The sequence below is a fragment of the Pseudomonas sp. HMSC076A11 genome, from assembly GCF_001810205.1.
GTDB classification, from domain to species: Bacteria; Pseudomonadota; Gammaproteobacteria; order Pseudomonadales; family Pseudomonadaceae; genus Pseudomonas; species Pseudomonas aeruginosa.
The window spans coordinates 27,744-52,752 of record NZ_KV800292.1 but is presented as its reverse complement, the minus strand read 5'-3'; the positions used below and the strand labels follow the sequence as shown (position 1 = coordinate 52,752).

Genomic DNA, 25,009 nt, shown 5'->3' with positions numbered 1-25,009 from the left:
CTAAATCGGTGTCCGGGATCAGTAGACCACTACATAGAGCCCATATCTTTGCAAAGACTGCTGGTGTCTCTTGTAGTGCTCCAATGAAGTACAGCCCAACAACGAAGCCTAATACGCCTCCAACAAAAAGCCGCATGAATAGCCATGCGGAGCGAAGTTCTCGTAGTTGAGTCGAGGCGAGTTTCATATCTCCTTCCTTGCGGGGAAGGTGAGTGAGGTTGTAATTCGCGACCATTGACTGTGCCAGGCTCCCAAAGATCGCACCGATAGTGCAGGCAATGGGAAGAAGCACGTCAAACATAGAAAAGCCGAGTTCGCTGAACATGTCCCTTGTCTCTACTGGCTGATGACCGAAGGGTAGGGCAGAGGCAGGGGTGAGGGAAGAGGTAGGCACGCTGTAGTCACTTTGTAGTCACCACAGGCAAAAGAAAAGGGGTTAGCTTGCGCTAACCCCTTGAAAAATATGGTGGCTACACCGGGACTTGAACCTGGGACATCAGCATTATGAATGCTGCGCTCTAACCGACTGAGCTATGTAGCCGAGTGGCGCGCATTTTCCGTATCTCGGGCGGGGCTGTCAACCCCTGGGGCTAGATAATTTTCTGATCTTTCAATCGTTTAGACGGAAGGGGTCGGATCGCCGGAGAGAGGGCGATGGGGAGGGGTAGGAGCGAAAAGCCCCGGCGCTTGGCCGGGGCTTTCCTGGGACGGGAAGGGGATTACACGTTGAAGCGGAAATGCATCACGTCGCCGTCCTTGACGATGTAGTCCTTGCCTTCCAGGCGCCATTTGCCGGCTTCCTTGGCGCCCTGTTCGCCCTTGAACTGGATGAAGTCGTCGTAGGCGACCACTTCGGCGCGGATGAAGCCTTTCTCGAAGTCGGTGTGGATCACGCCGGCGGCCTGCGGGGCGGTGGCGCCGACGCGGACGGTCCAGGCGCGGACTTCCTTCACCCCGGCGGTGAAGTAGGTCTGCAGGTTGAGCAGGCCGTAGCCGGCACGGATCACACGGTTCAGGCCGGGTTCCTCGAGACCGAGGGACTCGAGGAACATGTCCTTCTCTTCGCCGTCTTCCAGCTCGGCGATCTCGGCTTCGATCTTGTTGCACACCGGCACCACCACCGCGCCTTCTTCCTCGGCGATGGCCTTCACCACATCCAGGTGCGGGTTGTTCTCGAAGCCGTCCTCGGCGACGTTGGCGATGTACATCACCGGCTTGCTGGTCAGCAGGTGGAAGCTGCGCACCAGGCGCTTCTCCTCGTCACCGAGGTTCTTCAGCAGCGAACGCGCCGGCTTGCCCTCGGTGAAGTGGGGGATGAGCTTTTCCAGCAGGGCCTTCTGGGCCAGGGCTTCCTTGTCGCCGCCCTTGGCGTTGCGGGCGACTTTCTGCAGTTGCTTCTCGCAGCTGTCGAGGTCGGCGAAGATCAGTTCGAGGTCGATGATCTCGATGTCGCGCTTGGGGTCGACGCTGTTGGACACGTGGATCACGTTGTCGTCTTCGAAGCAGCGCACCACGTGGGCGATGGCGTCGGTCTCGCGGATGTTGGCGAGGAACTTGTTGCCCAGGCCCTCACCCTTGGAGGCGCCCGCCACCAGGCCGGCGATGTCGACGAATTCCATGGTGGTCGGCAGTACGCGCTCGGGCTTGACGATCTCGGCCAGGGCGTTCAGGCGCGCGTCGGGCATCGGCACGATGCCGCTGTTCGGCTCGATGGTGCAGAACGGGAAGTTTTCCGCCGCGATACCGGATTTGGTCAGGGCGTTGAACAGGGTGGACTTGCCGACGTTGGGCAGGCCGACGATGCCGCAGTTGAATCCCATGCTATGTCCCTCGCGCTCAGACAGGCGCTAGAAAAGTGGTTCAGGCCTTCTGGCTGTGCAGCTTCTGCATCGCCCGGGTCCAGTCCCCGGCGAGCATTTCCGGCAGCACGCCGAGGGCGAAGTCGATGCTGGTGTCGAGCAGTTCCTGCTCGCTGCGCGGGGCGCGGCCGAGCACGTAACCGGAAACCAGGCTGCTGTGCCCCGGATGGCCGATGCCAAGCCGCAGGCGATGGAAAGAATTCTGATTGCCGAGCTGGGCGATGATGTCGCGCAACCCGTTGTGCCCGCCGTGTCCGCCGCCGGTCTTGAGCTTGGCGACGCCAGGGGGCATGTCGAGTTCGTCGTGGGCCACCAGGATGGCGTCCGGGGCGATCCGGAAGAATCCCGCCAGCGCCGCTACGGACTGGCCGCTGCGGTTCATGTAGGTGGTCGGGATCAACAAACGAACGTCCTTGCCCTGGTGGCTGAACTTGCCGACCAGGCCGAAATACTTGCGGTCAGCCACGAGGCTGACGCCCTGGGCATGCGCCAGGCGCTCAACGAAAAGGGCCCCCGCGTTATGCCGGGTCTGGTCGTATTCAGGACCCGGGTTTCCCAGGCCAACGATCAGTTGTACGGCAGTCACGACGGGAGCCCCTCTCTATAAAAAGGCGATCGAGTAATGAATTACTCGGCGGCGCCTTCTTCGCTACCTTCTTCCTTCACCACGCGGGAAGCGTGGATGTTGGCAACGGCCAGGTCGTTGCCGTGGGCCAGTTGTACCAGCTCGACGCCTTTCGGAGCCTTGAGGTCCGACAGGTGAACGATCTGGCCCAGCTCGACCTTGGCCATGTCGACTTCGATGAATTCCGGCAGGTCTTTCGGCAGGCAGGAAACTTCGACTTCGGAGATGGTGTGGGAGATCTCGCCACCGGCTTGCTTGACGCCAACGGCTACTTCTTCGTTGATGAAGTGCAGCGGTACGTGGGCGGTCAGCTTGTGGTCGGCGACCACGCGCAGGAAGTCGGCGTGCATCACGAAGCCTTTCGCCGGATGGCGCTGCAGGGCCTTGATCAGTACGGTTTCCTTGGCGCCGCCAACGTTCAGGGCGATCACGTGGCTGAAGGCAGCCTCGTTTTCCAGGAGCTTGGCGATTTCGCGCAGTTCCAGGGTTACGGACTGGGGCTCTTTGTCGCCGCCGTAAACGACAGCAGGAACCAGACCGGCGTTACGACGCAGGCGGCGGCTCGCACCTTTCCCCAGATCGGAACGCACTTGGGCATTCAGAATAAAGTCGACCATTGTGTATCTCCAAAAATAACAATGCGCCCGAACGCTTGCGACCAGCGTTCGGGCGATTTCAAAGGCCCCGCCGGAGCGGGGCGTTTTCGTTCAGGCGCGTTCGCCGAGGCTGGGCCTCAGCGGAACATCGCGCTGATCGATTCTTCGTTGCTGATCCGGCGCATGGCTTCCGCAACGACCGGAGCGATGTCCAGCTGGCGGATGCGGCCACAGGCCTGGGCAGCGGCGGACAGCGGGATGGTGTTGGTCACCACCAGCTCGTCCAGTACGGATTTCTCGATGTTCTCGATGGCACGGCCGGACAGCACCGGGTGGGTGCAGTAGGCGATGACCTTGGCGGCGCCGTGCTCTTTCAGGGCCTTGGCGGCGTGACCGAGGGTGCCGGCGGTATCGACCATGTCGTCTACCAGTACGCAGGTACGGCCTTCGACGTCACCGATGATGTGCATCACTTCGGACTGGTTGGCCTTGGGACGACGCTTGTCGATGATCGCAAGGTCAACGCCCAGGGACTTGGCCACGGCGCGCGCGCGCACCACGCCGCCGATGTCCGGGGAGACGATCATCAGGTTCTCGAAGCGCTGGTCTTCGATATCGTCCACCAGCACGGGGGAACCGTAGATGTTGTCTACCGGGATATCGAAGAAGCCCTGGATCTGATCCGCGTGCAGGTCGACCGTGAGGACACGGTTGACCCCGACGACGGTCAGCATGTCGGCCACTACCTTGGCGCTGATGGCCACGCGGGCGGAACGCGGACGGCGATCCTGGCGGGCATAGCCGAAGTAGGGGATGACAGCGGTGATACGAGTGGCCGAGGAGCGGCGGAAGGCATCGGCCATCACCACCAGTTCCATCAGGTTGTCGTTGGTCGGCGCGCAGGTCGGCTGAATCAGGAATACGTCCTTGCCGCGGACGTTTTCGTTGATTTCGACGCTGATTTCGCCATCGGAGAATTTGCCAACTGAAACATCGCCAAGAGGAATGTGCAGCTGACGCACGACGCGTCGTGCAAGATCGGGGTTAGCGTTCCCCGTGAAGACCATCATCTTGGACACGCTACAGGTACCTGTGTCGACCGAAGGGATCCGGATGAAATACAGAAGAGGAAAATGGCAGGGGCGGCTGGATTCGAACCAACGCATGGCAGGATCAAAACCTGCTGCCTTACCGCTTGGCGACGCCCCTGTGGTATTGCTCGAATGCCGTTTCGGCATTCCTTTCTCAGACCAGAGTTTCCAGCTTCCGGTGCAACATCGAGATGTTGCTTCCTTTGGCGACGAACCTCTGAAGGTGGTCTGGAAGAAGGGCCGAGACTTTATCAGCTTCAGCTTTGTTTGGGAAGCTCCCAAACACACAACCTCCAGTGCCGGTTAATCTAGCTGAAACAAATTTGTTTAGCAAGATCAAAGCGTTACGAACTTCTGGGTAACGCCTCTCGACTACCGGCTGACAGTCGTTTCGGCTGTCCCCCTCGAGAACGGTGCGCACTTTAATGGCGGGAGAATCGCGTGTCAACAGTGGATCTGAAAAAATTTCTGCTGTGCTGACAAGTACTTGCGGAACCACGACGAGATACCAGGGCTCCGGGATGTCCACCGGGGTGAGCTTTTCGCCCACGCCCTCGGCGAAAGCCGCGCGTCCGCGGGTGAAGACCGGCACGTCGGCGCCCAGGCGCAGGCCCAGGGCGGCGATGCGGTCCTCGTCCCAGCCGAGTTGCCAGAGATGGTTCAAGGCCAGGAGCGTCGTGGCGGCGTCGGAGCTGCCGCCGCCGATGCCGCCCCCCATGGGCAAGCGCTTGTCCAGCCAGATGTCGGCGCCTTGCGGGCTGCCGGAGGCTTCCTGCAGCCCGCGCGCGGCGCGCACGATCAGGTTGCTGTCGTGCGGCACCCCGGCGATTTCCGTGTGCAGGCGTACCTGGCCGTCCTGGCGGGCTTCGAAATGCAGCTCGTCGCCGTGGTCGAGGAATTGGAACAGGGTCTGCAACTCGTGATAGCCATCGTCGCGGCGGCCGAGGATATGCAGGAACAGATTGAGCTTGGCCGGGGCTGGCAGGCTGAGGCGCACGCTCATGTCAGCGGCCGAGCTGGCGCGGCTGCCAGTCCTTGATCACTAGGGTGACGTCGAGGTCCTGGCCGTGCAGTTTCAGGCGCTCGGGTAGCCAGTAGCCGTTCTGTTCGGCGTAGCGGGTGTATTCGATCTGCCAGCCGTCCTGTTCCAGGCGCGCCAGGCGGCTGTCGGCGTCGAGGGTCAGGCGGCTCTTGCTGTCCGGCGCCGGGAGGCCGCGTACCCACCAGAGCAGGTGCGAGACCGGCAGGCGCCAGCCTAGTTGTTCTTCCAGCAGTGCTTCCGGGGACTCCGCCTGGTAGCGGCCCTGCCCGGCGACCTCCAGGCTCACCGCGCCTTCACGCCCGGTCAGGCGTGCTGCGCCGCGGCCGAGCGGGCCGGACAGGCGGATGTCGTAGTAGCCCTGGCGCTGCAGCCAGAACAGGGTGCCGCTGCCGGAGTCGCGCGGGGCGCGGATGCCGACCTTGCCGTCGATCTGCCAGGCATCCAGCTCGCTGAGTTGCTGCTTGTGGGTTTTCCAGGTCTGCGCATCGCCCTGGCCTTCCAGGGCTTCGTGGGAGGTCAGGCCGGCGCAGCCGCTGAGCAGGGCCAGCGCGGAGGCGGCGAGGAAAAGACGTAGACGCATGGTTTCAAGGAGTCTCGGCGCCGGTCAGGCGCTTGATGGTGCGGCGCAGCACGTCGCTGTCGGGCTGCTTGTCGAGGTATTCGCGCCAGATGGCCCGGGCGTCGTCTTGGCGCCCCTGGGCCCAGAGGACTTCGCCCAGGTGCGCGGCGACCTCGTGGTCGGGGTAGCGCTGCAGCGCCTGGCGCAGGTAGCGCTCGGCGTCCGCCAGCTTGCCCTGGCGATAGTTGATCCAGCCCATGCTGTCGAGGATCGCCGGGTCGTCCGGGTTCAGCTTGTGCGCCTTGAGGATCAGCTCGCGGGCCTCGCCGTAGCGGGTGGTGCGGTCGGCCAGGGTGTAGCCGAGGGCGTTGAGGGCCATGGCGTTGTCCGGCTCGCGGGCGATGACGAAGCGCAGGTCCTTTTCCATCTGCGCCAGGTCGTTGCGCTTCTCCGCCAGCATCGAGCGGGTGTAGAGCAGGTTGAGGTCCTCCGGGTACTGCTTCAGACCCTCCTGGATGGCCTGCCAGGCCTTTTCCTGCTGGTCGTTGTTGGACAGCGCCTCGGCTTCGATCAGGTACAGCTGGATGGCGTAGTCGGGTTGCTCGCTGCGCGCCTTGTCCAGGCGCTGGGCAGCTTCGTCGACGCGACCGGCCTTGAGCAGGACGTCGGTCTGGCGCAGTTGCGCCGGGAGGAAGTCATTGCCCGGACCGACCTGGCCGTACTCGTCGAGGGCACGCGCGGTGTCCTTCTGTTCCTCGGCGAGGCGTCCGAGGTTGAAGTGGGCGGCGTCGACGTGGCTGTCGCGCTCGACCAGTTCTTCCAGGTAGATCCTGGCTTCGTCCCAGGCCTGGGCTTCCAGGCAGACCAGCGCCAGGGAGAAACGCAGGTCGTCGTCGTCGGGGAATTGCTGGACCAGTCCGGCGAACTCGGCCTTGGCGTCGTCCAGGCGATTCTGCTCCACCAGCAGGCGCGCGTAGGCGAGGCGCACGCGTTTGTCGTCCGGGTGTTCCTTGATCCCGGCCTTGAGCAGCGGCAGGGCCTCGTCGCTGCGCTTCATGCTCTGCAACAGGCGCGAGCGGAGCAGCAGCGGGGCGACTTCGTGGCGGCTTGCGGAGTTGTCCTCGAGCAGGGTCAGGGCTTCATCCGGGCGGCCGTCCTGTTGCAGCAGCAGGGCCTTGCCGAACAGCAACTGGCCGTTGTTCGGGTATTTCTTCAACAGGTGGTCGAAGCTCTGCAGCAGGCCGGCGCGGGTATCCGGGTCGGTCTCCGCGGCAGACAGGGCGAGGAAGTCGAAGTGCGTGTCGCCCTGGCCGTTGAGGACCTTCTCCATGTACACCATGGACTCCTCGTAGCGCCCGGCGCGGGCCAACTGGATCGCGGCGGCGCGTTGGGCATCGAGGTTGTCCGGCGCGCTGTGTGCCCAGAGCAGGGAAGTGTCGAGGGCTTCCTGGTCGGCGCCGAGGTATTCGGCGATGCGGAAGGCGCGCTCGGAAACCCCGGGGTCGCGGGTTTTCTGCGCCTGCACCACATAGTTGCTCAGGGCGATGTCGAAGCGGTTGCGCTGCCCGGCCAGTTCGGCCACCAGCAGCGAATACAGGCTGTCCTCGCTGAAGGAGGCGTACTTTTCCGGCTTGGCCTTGGTCTCGACCGCGGTGTCTTCCACCGGCGGGGTGCCATCGGGAGTCTTGTGGATAAGTGACTGGCAGCCGCCGAGCAGCAGCGTGACGGTCAGCAGCGCAAGGGATTTGTTCATAGAGGAAGAAAGCCGGCCTTGAACCTGCGAGGGTGGCGCCATCATGACATAAGCCGTCCGGCAAGCCCAAGGGGGCCGGGACGGGCGTCGACGAAGCTGTCTATGGGGTCAATACATCGGCAATGGTTGTCCTGCCCTTGGCGAAGTAGGAGAATTGCGCGTTTCCCCGATTAGCTCAGCGATCCTGCATGGCCTTCATTGCCCTCGGCATCAATCACAAGACCGCCTCGGTGGCTGTCCGCGAGCGCGTGGCTTTCACTCCGGAACAGATGGTCGAGGCGCTGCAGCAGCTCTGCCGCCTGACCACCAGCCGCGAGGCGGCCATCCTGTCGACCTGCAACCGGAGCGAACTCTACCTGGAGATCGACCATCCGACCGCGGACGACGTGCTCGCCTGGCTGGCGGACTACCATCGCCTGACCCTCGACGAGTTGCGCGCCTGCGCCTATGTGCACCAGGACGAAGACGCGGTGCGCCACATGATGCGCGTGGCCTCCGGCCTCGACTCGATGGTCCTCGGCGAGCCGCAGATCCTCGGCCAGATGAAGTCGGCCTACGCCGTCGCGCGCGAGGCCGGCACCGTCGGTCCGCTGCTCGGCCGCCTGTTCCAGGCCACCTTCAGTACGGCGAAGACCGTCCGCACCGATACCGCCATCGGCGAGAACCCGGTGTCCGTGGCGTTCGCCGCGGTGAGCCTGGCCAAGCAGATCTTCAGCGACCTGCACCGCAGCCAGGCGCTGCTGATCGGCGCCGGCGAGACCATCACCCTGGTCGCGCGCCACCTGTTCGAGCAAGGCGTGAAGCGCATCGTGGTGGCCAACCGCACCCTGGAGCGCGCCAGCCTGCTCGCCGAGCAGTTCGGCGCCCATGCGGTGCTGCTTTCGGAGATACCCGAGGAGTTGGCCAACAGCGATATCGTCATCAGCTCCACTGCCAGCCAGTTGCCGATCCTCGGCAAGGGCGCCGTGGAGCGCGCGCTGAAGCAGCGCAAGCACAAGCCGATGTTCATGGTCGACATCGCCGTGCCGCGCGACATCGAGCCGGAAGTCGGCGAACTGGACGACGTCTACCTCTATAGCGTCGACGACCTCCACGAAGTAGTGGCGGAGAATCTCAAGAGCCGCCAGGGCGCTGCCCAGGCCGCCGAGGAACTGGTCGGCAGCGGCGTCGCCGAGTTCATGCAGCGCCTGCGCGAACTGGCCGCGGTGGACGTGCTGCGCGCCTATCGGCAGCAGGCCGAGCGCCTGCGCGATGAGGAGCTGGGCAAGGCCCAGCGGCAACTGGCCAACGGTGCCGACCCCGCCGAGGTGATGGCCCAGCTGGCCCGCGGCCTGACCAACAAACTGCTGCACGCGCCCAGCGTGCAGATGAAGAAAATGTCCGCCGAGGGCCGCATCGACGCGCTGGCCCTGGCCCAGGAGCTGTTCGCCCTCGACGAGGGCGCGCCGCGCCACTGACCGGTACCTATGCCTGCATGAAAGCTTCTCTGCTGAAAAAGCTGGATGTCCTCAGCGATCGCTACGAAGAACTGACGGCGCTGCTCGGCGACGCCGAGGTGATCAGTGACCAGACCCGCTTCCGCGCCTATTCCCGCGAGTACGCCGAGGTCGAACCGGTGATCCTGGCGTTCCGCGACTACCGCAAGGTGCAGGCCGACCTCGAGGGCGCCCAGGCGTTGCTCAAGGACAGCGACCCGGAGTTGCGCGACCTCGCCGAGGAGGAGGTCGCCGAAGCGCGCGGCCGCCTCGCCGCCCTCGGCGACAGCCTGCAGCGCATGCTGCTGCCGAAGGATCCCAACGACAGCCGCAACGTGTTCCTGGAGATCCGTGCCGGCACCGGTGGCGACGAGGCGGCGATCTTCTCCGGCGACCTGTTCCGCATGTATTCGCGCTACGCCGAGCGCCAGGGCTGGCGGGTCGAGACGCTGTCGGAGAACGAGGGCGAGCACGGTGGCTACAAGGAAGTGATTGCCCGGGTCGAGGGCGACAACGTCTACGCCAAGCTCAAGTTCGAGTCCGGCGCGCACCGCGTGCAGCGGGTGCCGGAAACCGAATCCCAGGGCCGGATCCACACTTCCGCCTGCACTGTCGCGGTGCTGCCGGAGCCGGACGAGCAGGCAGCGATCGAGATCAACCCGGCCGACCTGCGGGTGGACACCTACCGTTCCTCCGGCGCCGGCGGCCAGCACGTCAACAAGACCGACTCGGCGGTGCGCATCACCCACATTCCCAGCGGCATCGTGGTCGAGTGCCAGGAAGAGCGCTCGCAGCACAAGAACCGCGCCAAGGCCATGGCCTGGCTGGCGGCCAAGCTCAACGACCAGCAGCAGGCCGCGGCGCAGCAGGCGATCGCCAGCACGCGCAAGCTGCTGGTGGGCTCGGGCGACCGCTCGGAGCGCATCCGTACCTACAACTTCCCGCAAGGGCGGGTCACCGACCATCGCATCAACCTCACCCTGTACTCCCTGGGCGAGGTGATGGAGGGCGCGGTGGAACAGGTGATCGAGCCGCTGCTGCAGGAATACCAGGCCGATCAACTGGCGGCCCTGGGCGACTGACATGACCACTATCTGTACCCTTCTCAAGGATTCCCAACTGCCCGATTCGCCCAGCGCCCGGCTCGACACCGAGTTGCTGCTGGCGGCGGCGATGGGCAAGCCGCGCAGCTTCCTGCGTACCTGGCCGGAGCGCATCGTGCCGCGCGAGGCCAACGAGCGGTTCGACGACTGGATCGCCCGTCGGCGCAACGGCGAGCCGGTGGCCTACATACTTGGCCACCAGGGCTTCTGGAGCCTGGACCTGGAGGTCGCGCCACACACCCTGATCCCGCGCCCGGACACCGAACTGCTGGTGGAAACCGCGCTGGCGACCCTCGCGGCGGACACCGCTACCGTGCTCGACCTGGGCACCGGCACCGGCGCCATCGCCCTGGCCCTGGCCAGCGAACGGCCGCTGTGGACGGTGACTGCGGTGGACCGCGTGGAAGAGGCCGTGGCGCTGGCCGAGCGCAATCGCCAGCGGCTGCTCCTGGAGAACGTCGAGGTGCGCCGCAGCCACTGGTTCTCCGCTCTCGATGGCCGACGCTTCCGGATGATCGTCGGCAATCCGCCGTATATCCCTGCCAGCGATCCGCACCTGAGCGAGGGCGACGTGCGCTTCGAGCCGAAGAGCGCGCTGGTCGCGGGTAGCGATGGCCTCGACGATATCCGCCAGATCGTCGCCCAGGCGCCGCAGCATTTGCTGGACGAAGGCTGGTTGCTGCTCGAGCACGGCTATGATCAAGGGGCGGCTGTGCGCGAACTGCTCGGCGCCCGCGGCTTCGCCGGGGTACATACGTTGCGCGACCTCGGCGGCAACGAGCGGATCACTCTCGGACAATGGGTATGCTGAGCGACGAGGAACTGCTGCGCTACAGTCGCCAGATCCTGCTGGCGCAGGTCGACGTCGAGGGCCAGCTGCGCCTGAAGCGCAGCCGCGCACTGATCGTCGGTCTTGGCGGCCTGGGTTCGCCGGTGGCGCTGTACCTGGCCGCGGCCGGGGTCGGCGAGCTGCACCTGGCGGATTTCGATACGGTCGACCTGACCAACCTGCAACGGCAGATCATCCACGATGGCACCAGCGTCGGTGTCGGCAAGGTGGAGTCGGCGATGCGCCGGCTGGGCGCGCTGAATCCGCAGATCCGCCTGGTCAGCCATAGCGCCGCGCTGGACAAGGACTCCCTCGATGCCGCCGTGGCGGCGGTCGACCTGGTGCTCGACTGCACCGACAACTTCGCCACCCGCGAGGCGGTCAACGTCGCCTGCGTGCGCGCCGGCAAGCCCCTGGTCAGCGGCGCGGCGATCCGTCTCGAGGGCCAGCTTTCGGTATTCGATACCCGCCGCGACGAAAGCCCCTGCTACCAATGCCTCTACGGGCACGGCAGCGAGGCCGAGCTGACCTGCAGCGAGGCCGGCGTGATCGGTCCGCTGGTGGGGCTGGTCGGTAGCCTGCAGGCGCTGGAGGCGCTCAAGCTGCTGGCCGGTTTCGGCGAACCGCTGGTGGGCCGCCTGCTGCTGGTGGACGCCCTCGGCACGCGCTTCCGCGAATTGCGGGTGCGTCGCGATCCTTCCTGTGCCGTCTGCGGGCAACGCCATGGCGGTTGAGTCGGCCGCGGTCGGCGTTTTCGATTCCGGGGTCGGCGGGCTCAGCGTATTGCGTGAGATTCGCGCGCGCCTGCCATCCGAATCGTTGCTCTACGTCGCCGACAACGCCCATGTGCCCTACGGCGAGAAGAGCGCGGAGTACATCCGCGAACGCTGCGAGCGGATCGGTGATTTCCTTCTGGAGCAGGGCGCCAAGGCTCTGGTACTGGCCTGCAATACCGCGACGGCTGCGGCTGCGGCGGAATTGCGCGAACGTTATCCGCAGGTGCCGCTGGTGGCCATGGAGCCTGCGGTGAAGCCGGCCGCGGCGGCCACCCGCAACGGTCGGGTCGGCGTCCTGGCCACCACCGGAACTCTGAAGAGCGCGCGTTTCGCCGCCTTGCTCGACCGCTTCGCCAGCGACGTACAGGTCTTCACCCAGCCCTGCCCGGGGCTGGTCGAGCGCATCGAAGCCGGCGATCTCTATGGGCCGCAAACCCGGGCACTGCTGGAACGCCTGCTGGCGCCCATCCTCGAACAGGGCTGCGATACGCTGATCCTCGGCTGTACTCATTATCCCTTCGTCAAACCCCTGCTGGCCGAGCTGATCCCGGCGGAGATGGCGGTGATCGATACGGGAGCGGCTGTCGCCCGGCAGCTGGAGCGCGTATTGTCGGCGCGGGCGCTACTGGCCTCTGGCCAGGCCGCGACGCCGCGTTTCTGGACCAGCGCGCTGCAGGAGGAGATGGAAAGGATCCTGCCGATCCTCTGGGGAAGCCCGGAAAGCGTAGGAAAATTAGTCGTTTAGTCGTTCCTGGCAGACGTGTCAGCGATTTTTTGAACTAAAGCGTTTGGTCTAGTATCTGCTTTAGTAAGTGCGCTCTTATAATGCGCAGCTTGAATGCGGGGGCTTTCATGCAACTTTCGAAAAGGACGTTTCAATGAAGAAACTACTTCCGCTGGCCGTTCTGGCCGCACTTTCCTCCGTCCACGTGGCCTCCGCCCAGGCGGCGGACGTCTCGGCCGCCGTCGGTGCGACCGGCCAGTCGGGCATGACCTATCGCCTGGGCCTGAGCTGGGATTGGGACAAGAGCTGGTGGCAGACCTCCACCGGGCGCCTGACCGGCTACTGGGATGCGGGCTACACCTATTGGGAAGGTGGCGATGAAGGCGCCGGCAAGCATTCGCTGTCGTTCGCTCCGGTATTCGTCTACGAGTTCGCCGGCGACTCGATCAAGCCATTCATCGAGGCCGGTATCGGCGTGGCGGCGTTCTCCGGCACCCGTGTCGGCGACCAGAACCTGGGTTCCTCCCTGAACTTCGAAGACCGCATCGGCGCCGGCCTGAAGTTCGCCAACGGCCAGTCGGTCGGCGTTCGGGCGATCCACTATTCCAACGCCGGCCTGAAACAGCCGAACGACGGTATCGAGTCCTACAGCCTGTTCTACAAGATCCCGATCTAGTCGGCACGGGCGAAAAAAGCCGGGTTCATCCCGGCTTTTTCATGCCTGCGATTCTTCCGCCACGCCGCACCGCCCTATGGAAAGAGCGAGCCATTTGGCGGGAGGCGATAGCTCGCTGACGCGCCCTACGCGCGACCATCGCGCGGCGGCAGGTTGCGGAAAGCCGCCAGCGCCCGTTCGCGGCTGGCCTTCAGGTCGACCATCGGCCGTGGATAGTCGACCCCGGCGAACAGCCCCAGGCTGGACGGATCGTGGATCGCCTTGCGCTCCAGGCCGGCCAGTTCCGGCAGCCAGTGGCGGATGAACTCGCCGCGTGGGTCGAAGCGTTCGGACTGCGAGAGCGGATTGAACAGGCGGAAGTAGGGGACCGCGTCGGTGCCGGTGGATGCGCTCCACTGCCAGCCGCCGTTGTTCGCCGCCAGGTCACCGTCGATGAGGTGGCGCATGAACCAGCGTTCGCCTTCGCGCCAGTCGATCAGCAGGTTCTTGCTGAGGAACATCGCTACCACCATCCGCAGGCGATTGTGCATCCAGCCGGTGGCGAGCAACTGGCGCATTGCCGCGTCGATGATCGGTATGCCGGTGCGCCCCTGTTGCCAGGCTTCGAGTTCCGCCGGGGCCTGGCGCCAGCGCAGGGCTTCGGTCTCCTCGCGGAAGGGGCGGTGCCGGGAGACCCGGGGGTAGCCGACCAGGATGTGCTTGTAGAACTCGCGCCAGAGCAGCTCGTTGATCCAGGTCGCGGCGCCTTGCTGGCCGCCGCTGAACTCGCCGCGGTTGGCAACCAGCGCGGCGTCCAGGCATTGCCTGGGTGAGAGTACGCCGGCGGCCAGGTAGGGCGACAGTTGGCTGGTGCCGGGAAGCGCCGGGAAGTCGCGCCGTTCATGGTAGTCGGCCAGGTGCTGGTCGGCGAAGTCGCGCAGGCGTTCCTGCGCTACCTCTTCGCCTGCCGGCCAGAGGCGGCGCAAGCTATCGGCCGGCCGCGGGAAGGCGGGCACGGCATCCGGCAGCGGGTCGCTGGCCAGCGCGTGCGGTGGCTGGGGCTGCGGACGCGGGCGGACACCCGGCAGGGCCTGGTACAGCCGTTCGTGGCAGACCTTGCGGAACTGGCTGAACACCTGGAAATAGCCGCCAGTTCGGGTCAGCACCGAGCCGGGGGCGAAGAACAGCTGGTCGAGGTGGCTGTGGAAGGCCACGCCCTGTTCACGCAGGCGTTGGCCGACGGCCTGGTCGCGGCGTTCCTCGTTCACCCCGTATTCCTGGTTGACGTGTACCGCGCCGACTCCCAGCTCCCGACAGAGCCGGCCGATGACTTCCGGGGCTTGCCGCCAGTGGCCGCAGTCGCGCACCAGCAGCGGGATGTTCAGCGCGGCGAGCTGGCGTTGCAGCTCGCCCAGGTTGCGCAGCCAGAAGTCGACCTTGCAGGGCGCATCGTCGTGTTCCCGCCACTGCGCCGGGCTGAGCAGGTAGAGAGCCACGCAAGGGCGCCCATCGGCGGCGGCGAGGAGCGCGCTGTTATCGGTGGTTCGCAGGTCGCAGCGAAACCAGATCAGGTTCATCGGAAGTCCGTTCATGGGTTCAACAGACCTTGTTCGCCGAGCAGGCGGCGGGCTTCCAGGGGCGTGCTCGCCAGCAGCAGGCCAGTTAGCGCCAAGGTTTCGAAGGCTTCGCGCTGGATCTCCACGGCCGGTCCGACCAGCACCACCGGGCAGCTCACCCCTGCCAGCAGGCGCGGCAGGTGCTCCGGATTGAGGCGATGACTGGCGTACAGCAACACGCCGCGAGCTTCCAGGCGTTCGCAGGCCAGGGCCAGTTCGGCCGGTGGCAGCGGCCAGTCGAAGACCTGCAGCGGCACCTCGCCGCTGCCGAGCAACCAACTGCACAGCCAGAGGTTCGGTTCCAGCGACAGCTCGGACTGGTTGACCAGCAGCAGCGGCGCGCCCTGTTGCAGCCGTTGCTGGTGATAAAGGCGGGCGCCCAGCTTGCTGCGCAACCAGGAGAAGAAGAAGGCCCGCTCCATGCGCGCGCCGAACTGTCCCTGCCAGCGTCGTTCGAGGTGCTGCAGCAAGGGTTGCAGAAGCTTTTCGCAGAGGGTCGCTACCGGATAGAGCGACGCGGCCTGGTTGAACAGATCGTCGAGGCGTCGCTCGGCCAGCGCGGCGATGGCGTCCAGCAGCTGTTCGTGCAGGCGTTCCCAGGGGGATTCGACATCCGCCGCCGGGGTTTCCTCCGGACGCTCCAGCAGCGCGCGCACCTGGCTGATGGCGACGCCACGCTCGAGCCAGACGAGTATCCGGCGGATGCGCTCGACCTGCTCTTCGCTGTAGAGCCGGTGCCCCTTGCCGGTGCGTTGCGGCACCACCAGGCCATAGCGGCGCTCCCAGGCGCGCAGGGTGACCGGATGGACGCCGGTCAGACGAGTGACTTCGCGGATCGGCAGGCCGCCGCGTTCGAGGTGGGGCGAGTTCATCGGGAAATCCTAGAGCGCGTTGCGCAGGCCGAGTTCGGTCGGGTGCGGTTGCAGGTAGGCCTGCTGGGCGATGTATGCATGCGGGTGGCGACGGAAGTGGTGCTTTAGCAGGGTCAGCGGTACCACCAGCGGCACGCTGCCATGCCGGTATTGCTCGATCAGCTCGCGCAATTCACGCCTGTCTTCGGTTGCGAGGTCGCGTTTCAGGTAGCCGCTCAGGTGCAGCAACACGTTGCCATGGCTGCCGCGGGTCGCGCAGCGGCGCAAGCCCTGCATCAGCTCGCCGAAGTAGCGAGTGCCGAGGGCTTCCGGCTGGTAGTGGCCGGCTTCGCCGAGCAGGCGGCCGAGGCTGCGGTAGTGCTCCGGCGAATGGGCCAGCAACTGGTACTTGTAGCGGCTATGGAAGGCGACGATGGCCGAATGGCTGAGGCCGCGCTGGCGCAGGGCCTGCCAGTGGGCATGGGCATACACGCGGGTGAGGAAGTTCTCCCGCAGGACCGGATCGTGCAGCCGGCCTTCTTCTTCCACCGGTAGCTCCGGCAAGGCTTCGCAAAGGGCTGCGGCGAAGCGTCCACGGCCTTCGGCGCGCGGCGCGCCGCCGCCTTCTGGATAGACCTTGACCCGTTGCAGCCCGCAGGACGGCGAGCGTTGCATGAAGATGAAACCGTCCAGCGTATCCGCCCGTTGCGCCACCCTCCGCGCATATTCGGCGAGCGCTCCGCCGACCGCCAGGCCGTCGCGGCTCCGCGCCTCGGCGGCTTCCGGAGTGCCTTCCAGGCGAATCGCCGGGCGCGGCGTGCCCAGGCCGATGGCCTGTTCCGGGCAGAAGGAGACGAACTCGACGTGTCGCGCCAGTTCCTCGCAAAGCGCGGATCGCTTGTGGCCGCCGTTGAAGCGCACCGGTTCGCCGAGCAGGCAGGCGCTGATGCCGAGTCGGGGCGTCAGGGAAGGGTGAGATTCGTGCATCGGTGTCGTCTCCCGAGGGGAAAGGAGGTTCGCGCGCAGCTCGACAGTCAGGCGGTCATACGACACATCCTAGAACTTATCTTGTACAGGTCAATGTATTTGTATAGGTATTTTCTTGTCACATCGGGCCGCCAGGCGACGGCCCGATCCCCTCAGAGATGTTCCAGCAGGCGCCGCGCGGCTTCCTGGCCGCTGAGCCAGGCGCCTTCGACGCGGCCGCTGGAGCACCAGTCGCCGCAGGCGTAGATGCCCAGGTCGGGATCGCCGAGGGCGCCCCACTGGTGGGCCTCCGCCGGGCGTGCATAGAGCCAGCGGTGGGCGATGCTGAAGGCGGCTTCCGGTACGGCGCAGCCGATCACCTCGGCGAAGGCGCAGCGCAGGTGCTCGACCACGTCCTCCTTGGCCATGTCGATGTGCTGCCGGCTCCACTGGCTGGTGGCGTGCAGCACCCAGGTGTCGAGGGTGGTGTCGCGCCCCGGCTTGCTGCGATTGCAGGCCAGCCAGGCGATCGGACTGTCGTGCACGAAGCAGCCCTGCACCGGGGTGTCGAGTACCTCGCGGAAGCCCAGCGCCACCGCCCAGGTCGGCTCCATGACCACGCTCGCGGCGGTGGCCGCCAGTTTCGGCACGCTGGCCAGCAGCGGCGTGGCCTGGGGAGCGGGGATGGCGATCAGGACCTGGTTGAACGGACCGTGGTTCTGTCCCTCGGCGTCCTGCAGGTGCCAGTGCTGCTTGCCGCGGAAGACCTCGGTGATGCGGCAGGAGAAGACCACTTGCAGATCGGTGAGCAGGGCGCGGGTGATCGCACTCATCCGCGGGATGCCGACCCAGCGTGGCTGCTCGTCCGGGGAGGGGCTCAGCTGGCCGTCGCGGTATTGGTAGAGAGCGGGTTTCCACTCGTCCACCCAGCCTTCCTCGCGCCAGTGTTGCAAGGCGTCGAGGAAGCGCCGGTCGCGGGCGGTGAAGTATTGCGCGCCGAGGTCCAGCGTGCCGGCCTCGCTGCGCTTGCTGGCCATGCGGCCGCCGCTGCCGTGGCCCTTGTCGAACAGTTGTACGGTCTGGCCGGCGGATCTCAATGCGTGGGCGGCGGAAAGCCCGGCGATGCCAGTACCGATGATGGCGATGGGGACGCTCATGACATGCCTCTCTGGTTGTGTAGCGTCTGGACAGGCGAATCAGGTTTCTTGTACAAGCTTGATTTAATGTACAGTATTGCGCGTGCTTCGAGGCGCACCTTGCATCGCGCCGATGGCGCGCTTGCGGCGCACGGCTCGCTTCCTGGCCTGTCGAACCTTCAGACGTTCCGTTCGGAAGTATCAACCGAGTTATCTGAAGAATAGACGGCTGGCGCCGTTCACTAAGGCACCAGTGCGATGCAAGCCCTGTTCCTTGGCTGAGTCGAAAACGACGCCAGGGTTCCCCGGCCGGAGCCGACGGATCTTCCATCCACAGGATAACGCCGGAATGGGGGAAGGATGCACGGTCATCGGGCAGATCGATGTCCAGGGTCCAGACTGAAAGGGCACGCAGGCAAAACGAGGAGACAGCCATGCACATTCTCTTGACCGGCGGTACCGGCCTGATGGGGCGCCGCCTGTGCGCCCGCTGGCGACAGGCCGGGCACCGGCTGACCGTGTTCAGCCGGCGGCCGCAGCAGGTGGAATCGCTGTGCGGCGTCGGCGTGCGCGGCATCGATCGTTTCGACGAGTACGGCGACCAGCCGCTCGACGCGGTGGTCAACCTGGCCGGCGAGCCGATCGCGGACAAACCCTGGAGTCACAAGCGCAAGGCGCTGCTGTGGGAAAGCCGGGTACGCCTTACCGAGCGCCTGGTGGAATGGCTGGACGCTCGCGAGCAGCGCCCGGACCTTCTGTTATCGGGTTCTGCGGTGGGTTGGTATGGCGACAGCGGCGAGCGCCCGGTGACCGAGGAGGGGGCGGCGGCCGGCGAGGATTTCGCCAGCGAGCTATGCCTAGCCTGGGAGCAGATCGCCCGCGAGGCGGAGAAGCTCGGCACCCGTGTCGTGCTGTTGCGCACCGGCCTGGTGCTGGCCCCCGAGGGCGGCTTCCTCGGGCGCCTGTTGCCGCTCTACCGGCTCGGCCTGGGCGGACCGCTGGGTGACGGCCGGCAATGGATGCCGTGGATTCATATCGAGGATCAAATCGAGCTGATCGATTTTCTTTTGCGGCGGCCCGATGCCAGCGGTCCCTATAATGCGTGCGCTCCCAACCCGGTGCGCAACCGCGATTTCGCCAAGGCCCTGGGCCGGGCGCTGCACAAGCCGGCGCGGATACCGACCCCCGGGTTCGTCCTGCGCCTCGGGCTGGGAGAAATGTCCGGATTGCTGCTCGGCGGCCAGCGAGCCTTGCCGCAACGCTTGCAGGACGCCGGCTACCGTTTTCAATTCACCGACCTGGACGTGGCGCTGGCCGATGTCCTGGACGCCCGACGAAAGGATCAGGCATGACCGAGAATGCCCTGCTGTTGCTCAACCTGGGCTCCCCGGATTCGACCCGGGTGGAGGATGTCCGCCGCTATCTCGACCAGTTCCTCATGGATCCCTACGTGGTCGACCTGCCCTGGCCGCTGCGGCGCCTGCTGGTGTCGCTGATCCTGATCAAGCGTCCGGCCGAATCGGCGCACGCCTACAGCTCGATCTGGTGGGACGAAGGGTCGCCACTGATCGTCCTCAGTCGTCGCCTGCAGGAAGCGATGAAGCCGCACTGGCCGCATGGACCGGTGGAACTGGCGATGCGCTACGGCCAGCCGGCCATCGAGAAGGTCCTGCTCGACCTGGCGCGCCGCGGTATCCGGCGGGTGACCCTGGCGCCGCTGTATCCGCAGTTCGCCGACAGCACCACGACCACCGCCGAACAGGAGGTGCGCCGGGTGATCGCCGCCCATCGCCTGGGCCTGGAGGTCAGCACGCTGCCGCCGTTCTACGACCAGCCGGTCTACCTCGATGCCCTGGTGGAAAGCGTGCGTCCGTACCTGCAGCAGCCCCACGACCATCTGTTGCTGAGCTTCCATGGCTTGCCCGAGCGGCACATCCGCAAGCTGGTGAAGGATCCTGCCCACGACCTGCTGGCCGAGAACAGCCGCAACGTCAGCCCCGAAGCCCTCGCCCTCTGCTACCGCAGCCAGTGCCTGCGCACCGCCGAGGCCTTCGCCGAGCGCGCCGGCCTGGAGCAGGGGCGCTGGTCGGTGTCGTTCCAGTCGCGCCTGGGGCGCGCCAAGTGGATCGAGCCCTATACCGACGCCAAGCTCGACGAACTGGTGCAGCGCGGGGTGAAGCGCCTGCTGGTGATGTGTCCGGCGTTCGTTGCCGACTGCATCGAGACCCTGGAGGAAATCGGCATGCGCGGCCGCGAGCAGTTCATCAGTGCCGGCGGCGAGGACCTGGTGCTGATTCCCTGCCTCAACGACCACCCCGCCTGGGTCGGCGCCCTGGCCGAGATGAGCGGGCGCTTGGCCAGGCCGCTCTGAGAGCCTGTTCATGATCCGCTGCGCGGCGCGGTATGACGGCTTTGAAGTGCTCATTTGCCGCTCGTCAGCTCCGCTTCCCCGCCCAGCTCGCGAGATGCTGGACAGGCTCTGAGCGCATGCGGCGGCGAATGACCTGGCGGTCATTCGCCGGAACCCGCTTCCCGCATTCAGCAGTTCTATAGTCCCTTGCCCTGGGTATAAGCCCGGATGTTGCCGGCTTATCCTGCCTGTCGACCCTCCCTTCGCATCCGCCGCTTCGGCGGCGTCCAGGAGTTCGGCATGCATAACAACAATAACGGCTATCCCTCCAACCTTGCGGCCTGGACCACGGTGGCGATCCTCATGGTCGCCTATGTGCTGTCCTTCATCGACCGGCAGATCCTCAACCTGCTGGTCGGCCCGATCCGCCGCGACCTGGCCATCAGCGATACGGAAATGAGCCTGCTGATGGGCTTGTCCTTCGCCCTGTTCTACACCCTTTGCGGTATCCCGCTCGGACGCATGGCCGACAACCGCAGCCGGCGCGGCCTGATCCTGTTCGGCGTGCTGGTGTGGAGCGCGATGACCGCGGCCTGCGGTCTGGCGCGCAGCTATTGGCAATTCCTCACCTTCCGGGTCGGCGTCGGGGTCGGCGAGGCGGCGCTGTCGCCAGCGGCCTATTCGCTGATCGCCGACAGCTTCCCGCGCGAGCGTCGGGCGACGGCGATCAGCGTCTACTCGATGGGCATCTACCTGGGCTCGGGGCTGGCCTTCCTGCTCGGCGGGCTGGTGATCAAGTTCGCCTCGGCCCAGGGCGACGTGCATCTGCCGCTGTTCGGCGAGGTGCGCCCGTGGCAACTGATCTTCCTCATCCTCGGCGCCGCCGGCGTGCTCTTCTGCCTGTTGCTGCTGGCTATCCGCGAGCCGGCCCGGCGCGGAGTCGGCGCAGGCGTGGCGGTGCCGCTGGGCGAGGTCGGCGCCTACCTGCGGGCCAACCGCAAGACCGTGCTCTGCCACAACTTCGGTTTCGCCTGCCTGTCCTTCGCCGGCTACGGCAGCGGCGCCTGGGTGCCGACCTTCTTCGTCCGCACCCACGGCTGGGACGCCGGTCATGTCGGGGTGGTCTACGGCAGCATCGTCGCGGTGTTCGGCTGTCTCGGCATCGTCTTCGGCGGGCGCCTGGCCGACTACTGGGCGAAGCGCGGGCGCAGCGACGCGAACATGCGCGTCGGGCTGCTCGCCGCCTGGGCGGTGATTCCCTTCACCCTGGTCTATCCGCTGCTGGACAACGCCAATTGGGCGGCGGCGCTGATGGCGCCGACGGTGTTCTTCCTGAGCATGCCGTTCGGCGTGGCCCCGGCGGCGATCCAGGAGATCATGCCCAACTCGATGCGCGGCCAGGCCTCGGCGATCTACCTGTTCGTGGTCACCCTGTTCGGTCTCGGCGTGGGCCCGACGGCGGTGGCGCTGGTCACCGATTTCGTCTTCGCCGACGACATGGCGCTGCGCTACTCGCTGCTGCTGGTGACCCTGGCCGCGGTGCTTGGTGCGGTGGTCCTGCTGGGGATCGGCCTCAAGCCCTATCGCGCCAGCCTGGAGCATCTGAAGGACTGGAGCCTGCGACGGGAAGGCGAGGGCGGCGAGGATTGGAAGGCGTCCCGGCAGCCGGCCTGACTCAGTAGGTGAGGATCACCCGCACGGTATCGCTGTAGGTACCGGCGGGGACGTTGCCCTGGGCCGGGTTGACGATGGCCCGGTACGGCACGTTCTGCGCGGCGCCGCTACCGGTGCCTGCCTGGGTGTTGCTGGTGGTCCAGACCGTCGAGTCTCCCGGTTTGTAGAGGTTGTACTGGATCGCGTTGGCGCCGCTGAGCATTCGCCGCCAGCCGCCGCTGAAGTTGTTGCCGTTGTCGAAGCCGATGGTATAGGTGGCGTTCAGGGTGCAGCGCACGCCAATGTTCTGGTTCACCGCGGTGAAGGCCGAGACCAGCGCGGCGCTGCCGAAGCTGAGGTCCGGAGCGCTGTCGATGAAGCAGTCCTTGAGCACCGTCAGGGTAACGTTGACGCTGCTGCTGGCGGTGCCGTCGTCGTATATGCAGACTGGGCCGATGCCCGCCGCGCACAGGTGCCAGGCCCAGTTCAGGCCGATGGTATCGGTATAGGTGCCGGCCGGCAGGGTCACCCCGGTGGCGGTGCGCAGGTACAGCGGCAGGCTGCCGTCGGTGGCGTTGAACAGGCCGAGGATGCCGAGGAAGGTGGTGCTGCTCCAGCGTACCGTCGAGCCGACGTTGTAGACGGTGCCGCAGCCGTTGTCCTTGCAGATACTGTAGGGCAGGTAGGTGCCGCTGGCGGCGTTGTACAGCCGCGGCGTGGTGCCCAGCGGATTGGCGGTGCTGGCGATGGTCGCGTCGATGGTGTTGGTGCTGAGGATCGACAACAGGCTGCCGGTGCACTTGAAGCCGGTGGTGCCGGTGATGGTCTGTGCGGTGCTGACCACGGTGAACGAGCTCAGGCTGCCGAAATTGCCGGTGCCGGAGCTGGTGGTGCAGGCGGCGAGCAGCAACGGGCTGGCGCAGAGCGTAGCGAAGCCGAGCAGGCAGGCGGACGTGGAGTGGCGGCTCATGGCGTATCTCCGATGGGGGCCGAGCAGGTCAGCGGGCCGACCTGGCTGACGGTGGGTTTGCGCGTGTCCAGGCGGAAGCGTGCCTGGCAGGCCCGGCCGTCGGGGCGGACCACGCGTAGCTGGTTGTCGCTTTGCAATCCTTCGAAATAGACCTGGCCGTCCCAGCCGACGCTGGCGCGCTGGCCGCTGCCGGTTTCTTTGGCCTGGCTGCCCAGCGGCAGCGGTTCGCCGCGCTCGTCCACCAGGCTGATGCTGGCGGCGACCACGGCACGGATCGGGAAATCCAGCAGCAGGCCGCTGCCCTGGCGTACCGCCACGCGCTGCTCGACTTCGGGCGCGCTGACGTTGGCCGGAAGGTCCAGCGGCTCGATCTGGAACTTCGCCGGGTAGTAGGCCGCGACCCAGGGCACCAGCAGGTGGCCGTTGTCGTCGGTGCTGCCCATCAGTTGGTTCTCGTAGCGGATCGGCACCTGTGGATAACCCTTGGTGCTGACCAGGACGAAGGCGTCGTTGATCCGGTTGCTGGCGAACACGGCGTTGTCCATCCATACCAGCGAGCCGCTGAGATCGGCCCAGCGAGTGTAGTTGCCGGTCTCGCCATAGAGGCCGCCCTGCAGTTGCACGTTCTGCATGCGCCAGGTCAGGTCGGCCTGCTGATAGCGGCTGGCGCCGCCGCCATAGCCGAGGTTCCAGCCGAGGCCGCCCTGGCTCGGCGTGGAGCGGCTCCAGATCACCCGCTCGCTGTAGCGCCGGTCGCTGTCGCGGGTGACGCCGATGTTCAGCAGGCCGTTGATGTCGAAGGGAATCACCAGTTGCATCAGCGCGCTGTAGCCGTCGCCGTCGAGATCTTTGTTCAGCGCCAGGTAGAAGCTGCTACGGCTGCCGATCGGGCGGCTGTAGGAGAGGTTGGCCAGGCGCGTGCGGCTGCCGTCGCGGGCGCGGATGTCGAAGTAGCCGGTACCGATGGTGCCCTGCTCGTCGAAGGTCAGGCTGGCGGTAGCCTGGTCGGTGCGCCGGCTCAACTGGTACTCGCCGTCCAGGGTGCCGAGGTCGCCATAACCGGCGCTGCGCTCGATGTGTTGCAGGCTGAGGCCGAGCCGTCGCGAATAGTAGGAGTAGCCGAGCAGGTATTGCTGGCCGCTGTCGCCCTGGCCGTCGCTGCCGCTGGCCGCCAGGCTGAGGGTGCCGAAGGTGGCCACGGCGATGTCGCCGCCGATGCCGAGCAGGCGCAGGTCGCTGGCGGCCTCGGCGTGGGTGGAGAGGGTCAGGCGGTCGCTGACGCCGTAGCGGTAGATGCCGCTGGCGGCATTGTCGGCATAGGAGAAGTTGCGCAGGCCGTAGTCGTCGCGCAGACGCCCGACGGACAGGTCGAAATCGCTCAGGCCGCGCGCCAGCAGGGTGTTGGATACGTAGAACGGCAGGCTGGTCACCACTTGTCGGCCCTGGGCGTCGGTGGTCACCACCGTGGCTTCGCCGGCTCCGTTGATGTATGGCACGTTGCTGATGGCGAAGGGACCGGGTTGCAGGTCGGCGCTGCTGGCCTTGTAGCCGTTGATGAAAAGGTCGACGGTGCTGGGTACGGCGGCCTGGCCGTCGAAGCGCAGCAGCGGATAGGTGACCAGGTCCGGACGTACGCCGAAGTTGCGGGCGAAGCGAAAGCCGCCCATGCGTACCGGGGTGGTCCAGTTCAGCGCGCCGTTGACGTAGTCGCCCAGTTGGTAGCTGTGCATGTTGCGTTCGTCGTTGTACAGCCAGTAGGTGTCGTAGCGCAGGTAGCGGCTGTCGAGGTTGTCGGCGTCGCCGAAATAGCGGGTGTAGACGCCGGGGTTGGAGATCACCCCGAAGCCGTCGAACAGGCGTTGCTCGAGCAGCGCGGAAAGCCAGGGCGTGGCGCCGTCGGCGGGGTCCGAGTAGTACAGGTCGTAGTTGAACAGCGCGCCGAGGCTGCTGCGCGCCGGGGCGCGGGCGACCAGTCCGGGATCGTCGAAGCGCTGCTCCGGCAGCCAGTCCGGCGGCACTTGCAGGTGCAGTTGCTGGCTGGCGCTGTCATAGTCCGCCCGGACCTCGGGCAGGGCGTCCACCGCGACCTGTCCGGCGGGGTTGCCAGGCAGGCGCACGCCGGCTTCGCGCAGGGCCGCGGCGTCGAGCAGGTAATGGCCATCGGCGGCGTTGACCGGCACCACCTGGCCGCTGTCGCGGCCGTTGATCACCAGTTCCAGGTAGTAGAGGACGTTGCTGCCGCCGGACGGAGCGGGTTGCGGCGGCGGCAGTCCGGCCAGGTAGTCCGCCGCATGGACAGGGGAGAGCAGCGCCAGGCCGATCAGTAGCGAGCGGTGGTGGCGAGAGCGCCGCTGACACGGGCGAGGCACGGGACCGACGT

23 protein-coding genes and 2 tRNA genes are annotated in these 25,009 nt (G+C 66.1%); 9 read left to right on the top strand and 16 right to left on the bottom strand.

Going from position 1 to position 25,009, the window contains the following annotated elements; translation table 11 throughout:
- The 10 genes from HMPREF2716_RS29395 to lbcA all read right to left on the bottom strand — a co-directional run.
- On the bottom strand, positions 1–325 hold a 325-nt coding region (locus HMPREF2716_RS29395; RefSeq protein ID WP_141762308.1), incomplete at its 3' end, for a hypothetical protein.
- 139 nt (positions 326–464) lie between these two features.
- A tRNA-Met gene (locus HMPREF2716_RS10915) sits at positions 465–541 on the bottom strand.
- A 178-nt stretch (positions 542–719) separates the two neighbouring features.
- Complete coding sequence (ychF, locus tag HMPREF2716_RS10910) at positions 720–1,820, bottom strand: redox-regulated ATPase YchF (protein ID WP_003099270.1); 1,101 nt, start codon at positions 1,818–1,820, stop codon at positions 720–722.
- A gap of 40 nt (positions 1,821–1,860) precedes the next feature.
- Positions 1,861–2,445 carry an aminoacyl-tRNA hydrolase gene (gene pth / locus HMPREF2716_RS10905; RefSeq protein WP_003099278.1) on the bottom strand — a complete coding sequence of 195 codons (585 nt, stop codon included), beginning with the start codon at positions 2,443–2,445 and terminating at the stop codon, positions 1,861–1,863.
- Positions 2,446–2,486: 41 nt separating this feature from the next.
- Positions 2,487–3,101 carry a 50S ribosomal protein L25/general stress protein Ctc gene (locus tag HMPREF2716_RS10900; protein ID WP_003099279.1) on the bottom strand — a complete coding sequence of 205 codons (615 nt, stop codon included), beginning with the start codon at positions 3,099–3,101 and terminating at the stop codon, positions 2,487–2,489.
- A 116-nt stretch (positions 3,102–3,217) separates the two neighbouring features.
- Complete coding sequence (locus tag HMPREF2716_RS10895) at positions 3,218–4,159, bottom strand: ribose-phosphate pyrophosphokinase (protein ID WP_003099281.1); 942 nt, start codon at positions 4,157–4,159, stop codon at positions 3,218–3,220.
- 55 nt (positions 4,160–4,214) lie between these two features.
- Positions 4,215–4,289 (bottom strand) — tRNA-Gln (locus tag HMPREF2716_RS10890).
- A gap of 36 nt (positions 4,290–4,325) precedes the next feature.
- Entirely contained in the window at positions 4,326–5,174 is an 849-nt protein-coding gene (gene ispE / locus HMPREF2716_RS10885; RefSeq protein ID WP_003146058.1) for a 4-(cytidine 5'-diphospho)-2-C-methyl-D-erythritol kinase, read from the bottom strand.
- A gap of 1 nt (position 5,175) precedes the next feature.
- Positions 5,176–5,793: a lipoprotein insertase outer membrane protein LolB gene (lolB, locus tag HMPREF2716_RS10880; protein WP_003095005.1), complete on the bottom strand. Its 618-nt coding sequence runs from the start codon at positions 5,791–5,793 to the stop codon at positions 5,176–5,178.
- Between the two features lie 4 nt (positions 5,794–5,797).
- Positions 5,798–7,570: a proteolytic complex protein LbcA gene (lbcA, locus tag HMPREF2716_RS10875; protein WP_003146056.1), complete on the bottom strand. Its 1,773-nt coding sequence runs from the start codon at positions 7,568–7,570 to the stop codon at positions 5,798–5,800.
- 143 nt (positions 7,571–7,713) lie between these two features.
- Here lbcA and hemA point away from each other — a divergent pair, with 143 nt between their 5' ends.
- The 6 genes from hemA (at position 7,714) to pagL (ending at position 13,108) form a co-directional block, all read left to right on the top strand.
- Positions 7,714–8,982, top strand: coding sequence for a glutamyl-tRNA reductase (gene hemA / locus HMPREF2716_RS10870; RefSeq protein WP_003095001.1), 1,269 nt, complete (start codon positions 7,714–7,716; stop codon positions 8,980–8,982).
- Positions 8,983–8,999: 17 nt separating this feature from the next.
- Positions 9,000–10,082, top strand: coding sequence for a peptide chain release factor 1 (gene prfA / locus HMPREF2716_RS10865; protein ID WP_003099290.1), 1,083 nt, complete (start codon positions 9,000–9,002; stop codon positions 10,080–10,082).
- A 1-nt stretch (position 10,083) separates the two neighbouring features.
- Positions 10,084–10,914 (top strand): peptide chain release factor N(5)-glutamine methyltransferase, encoded by an 831-nt coding sequence (prmC, locus tag HMPREF2716_RS10860; RefSeq protein ID WP_003117429.1) that lies wholly within the window; start codon positions 10,084–10,086, stop codon positions 10,912–10,914.
- A complete protein-coding gene (locus tag HMPREF2716_RS10855; protein ID WP_003146054.1) occupies positions 10,908–11,666 on the top strand; it encodes a molybdopterin-synthase adenylyltransferase MoeB in 759 nt (252 codons plus the stop codon). Before prmC ends, HMPREF2716_RS10855 begins: the two co-directional genes overlap by 7 nt.
- Complete coding sequence (gene murI, locus HMPREF2716_RS10850; RefSeq protein ID WP_003117431.1) at positions 11,656–12,453, top strand: glutamate racemase; 798 nt, start codon at positions 11,656–11,658, stop codon at positions 12,451–12,453. Before HMPREF2716_RS10855 ends, murI begins: the two co-directional genes overlap by 11 nt.
- Before the next feature lie 133 nt (positions 12,454–12,586).
- The gene (gene pagL, locus HMPREF2716_RS10845; protein ID WP_003099307.1) at positions 12,587–13,108 is read left to right on the top strand and encodes a lipid A 3-O-deacylase; all 522 of its coding nucleotides are present in this window, start codon (positions 12,587–12,589) and stop codon (positions 13,106–13,108) included.
- Between the two features lie 125 nt (positions 13,109–13,233).
- On the opposite strand, the gene phrB is transcribed toward pagL, so the two are convergent.
- The 4 genes from phrB to HMPREF2716_RS10825 all read right to left on the bottom strand — a co-directional run bounded on the left by phrB (position 13,234) and on the right by HMPREF2716_RS10825 (position 17,677).
- Positions 13,234–14,679 carry a deoxyribodipyrimidine photo-lyase gene (gene phrB, locus HMPREF2716_RS10840; protein ID WP_003121048.1) on the bottom strand — a complete coding sequence of 482 codons (1,446 nt, stop codon included), beginning with the start codon at positions 14,677–14,679 and terminating at the stop codon, positions 13,234–13,236.
- Entirely contained in the window at positions 14,676–15,575 is a 900-nt protein-coding gene (locus HMPREF2716_RS10835) for a MerR family transcriptional regulator (RefSeq protein WP_003117433.1), read from the bottom strand. The genes phrB and HMPREF2716_RS10835 overlap by 4 nt, the downstream gene beginning before the upstream one ends.
- 9 nt (positions 15,576–15,584) lie before the next feature.
- Positions 15,585–16,541: a DUF523 and DUF1722 domain-containing protein gene (locus HMPREF2716_RS10830; protein WP_003099314.1), complete on the bottom strand. Its 957-nt coding sequence runs from the start codon at positions 16,539–16,541 to the stop codon at positions 15,585–15,587.
- A gap of 152 nt (positions 16,542–16,693) precedes the next feature.
- Positions 16,694–17,677, bottom strand: coding sequence for an NAD(P)/FAD-dependent oxidoreductase (locus HMPREF2716_RS10825; RefSeq protein ID WP_003099318.1), 984 nt, complete (start codon positions 17,675–17,677; stop codon positions 16,694–16,696).
- Between the two features lie 413 nt (positions 17,678–18,090).
- Between HMPREF2716_RS10825 and HMPREF2716_RS10820 the strand changes: the two genes are divergently transcribed.
- The 3 genes from HMPREF2716_RS10820 (at position 18,091) to HMPREF2716_RS10810 (ending at position 21,680) form a co-directional block, all read left to right on the top strand.
- Positions 18,091–19,008 carry a TIGR01777 family oxidoreductase gene (locus HMPREF2716_RS10820; protein ID WP_003114699.1) on the top strand — a complete coding sequence of 306 codons (918 nt, stop codon included), beginning with the start codon at positions 18,091–18,093 and terminating at the stop codon, positions 19,006–19,008.
- A complete protein-coding gene (gene hemH, locus HMPREF2716_RS10815) occupies positions 19,005–20,027 on the top strand; it encodes a ferrochelatase (RefSeq protein WP_003099324.1) in 1,023 nt (340 codons plus the stop codon). The genes HMPREF2716_RS10820 and hemH overlap by 4 nt, the downstream gene beginning before the upstream one ends.
- Before the next feature lie 279 nt (positions 20,028–20,306).
- Positions 20,307–21,680: a spinster family MFS transporter gene (locus HMPREF2716_RS10810; RefSeq protein ID WP_003099328.1), complete on the top strand. Its 1,374-nt coding sequence runs from the start codon at positions 20,307–20,309 to the stop codon at positions 21,678–21,680.
- 1 nt (position 21,681) lies between these two features.
- On the opposite strand, the gene HMPREF2716_RS10805 is transcribed toward HMPREF2716_RS10810, so the two are convergent.
- Both HMPREF2716_RS10805 and HMPREF2716_RS10800 read right to left on the bottom strand, forming a co-directional pair.
- Positions 21,682–22,629, bottom strand: a complete 948-nt coding sequence (locus HMPREF2716_RS10805) for a Csu type fimbrial protein (protein WP_003146050.1) — start codon at positions 22,627–22,629, stop codon at positions 21,682–21,684.
- Positions 22,626–24,998 carry a fimbria/pilus outer membrane usher protein gene (locus HMPREF2716_RS10800; protein ID WP_070621889.1) on the bottom strand — a complete coding sequence of 791 codons (2,373 nt, stop codon included), beginning with the start codon at positions 24,996–24,998 and terminating at the stop codon, positions 22,626–22,628. Before HMPREF2716_RS10800 ends, HMPREF2716_RS10805 begins: the two co-directional genes overlap by 4 nt.
- Between the last annotated feature and the right edge of the window lie 11 nt (positions 24,999–25,009).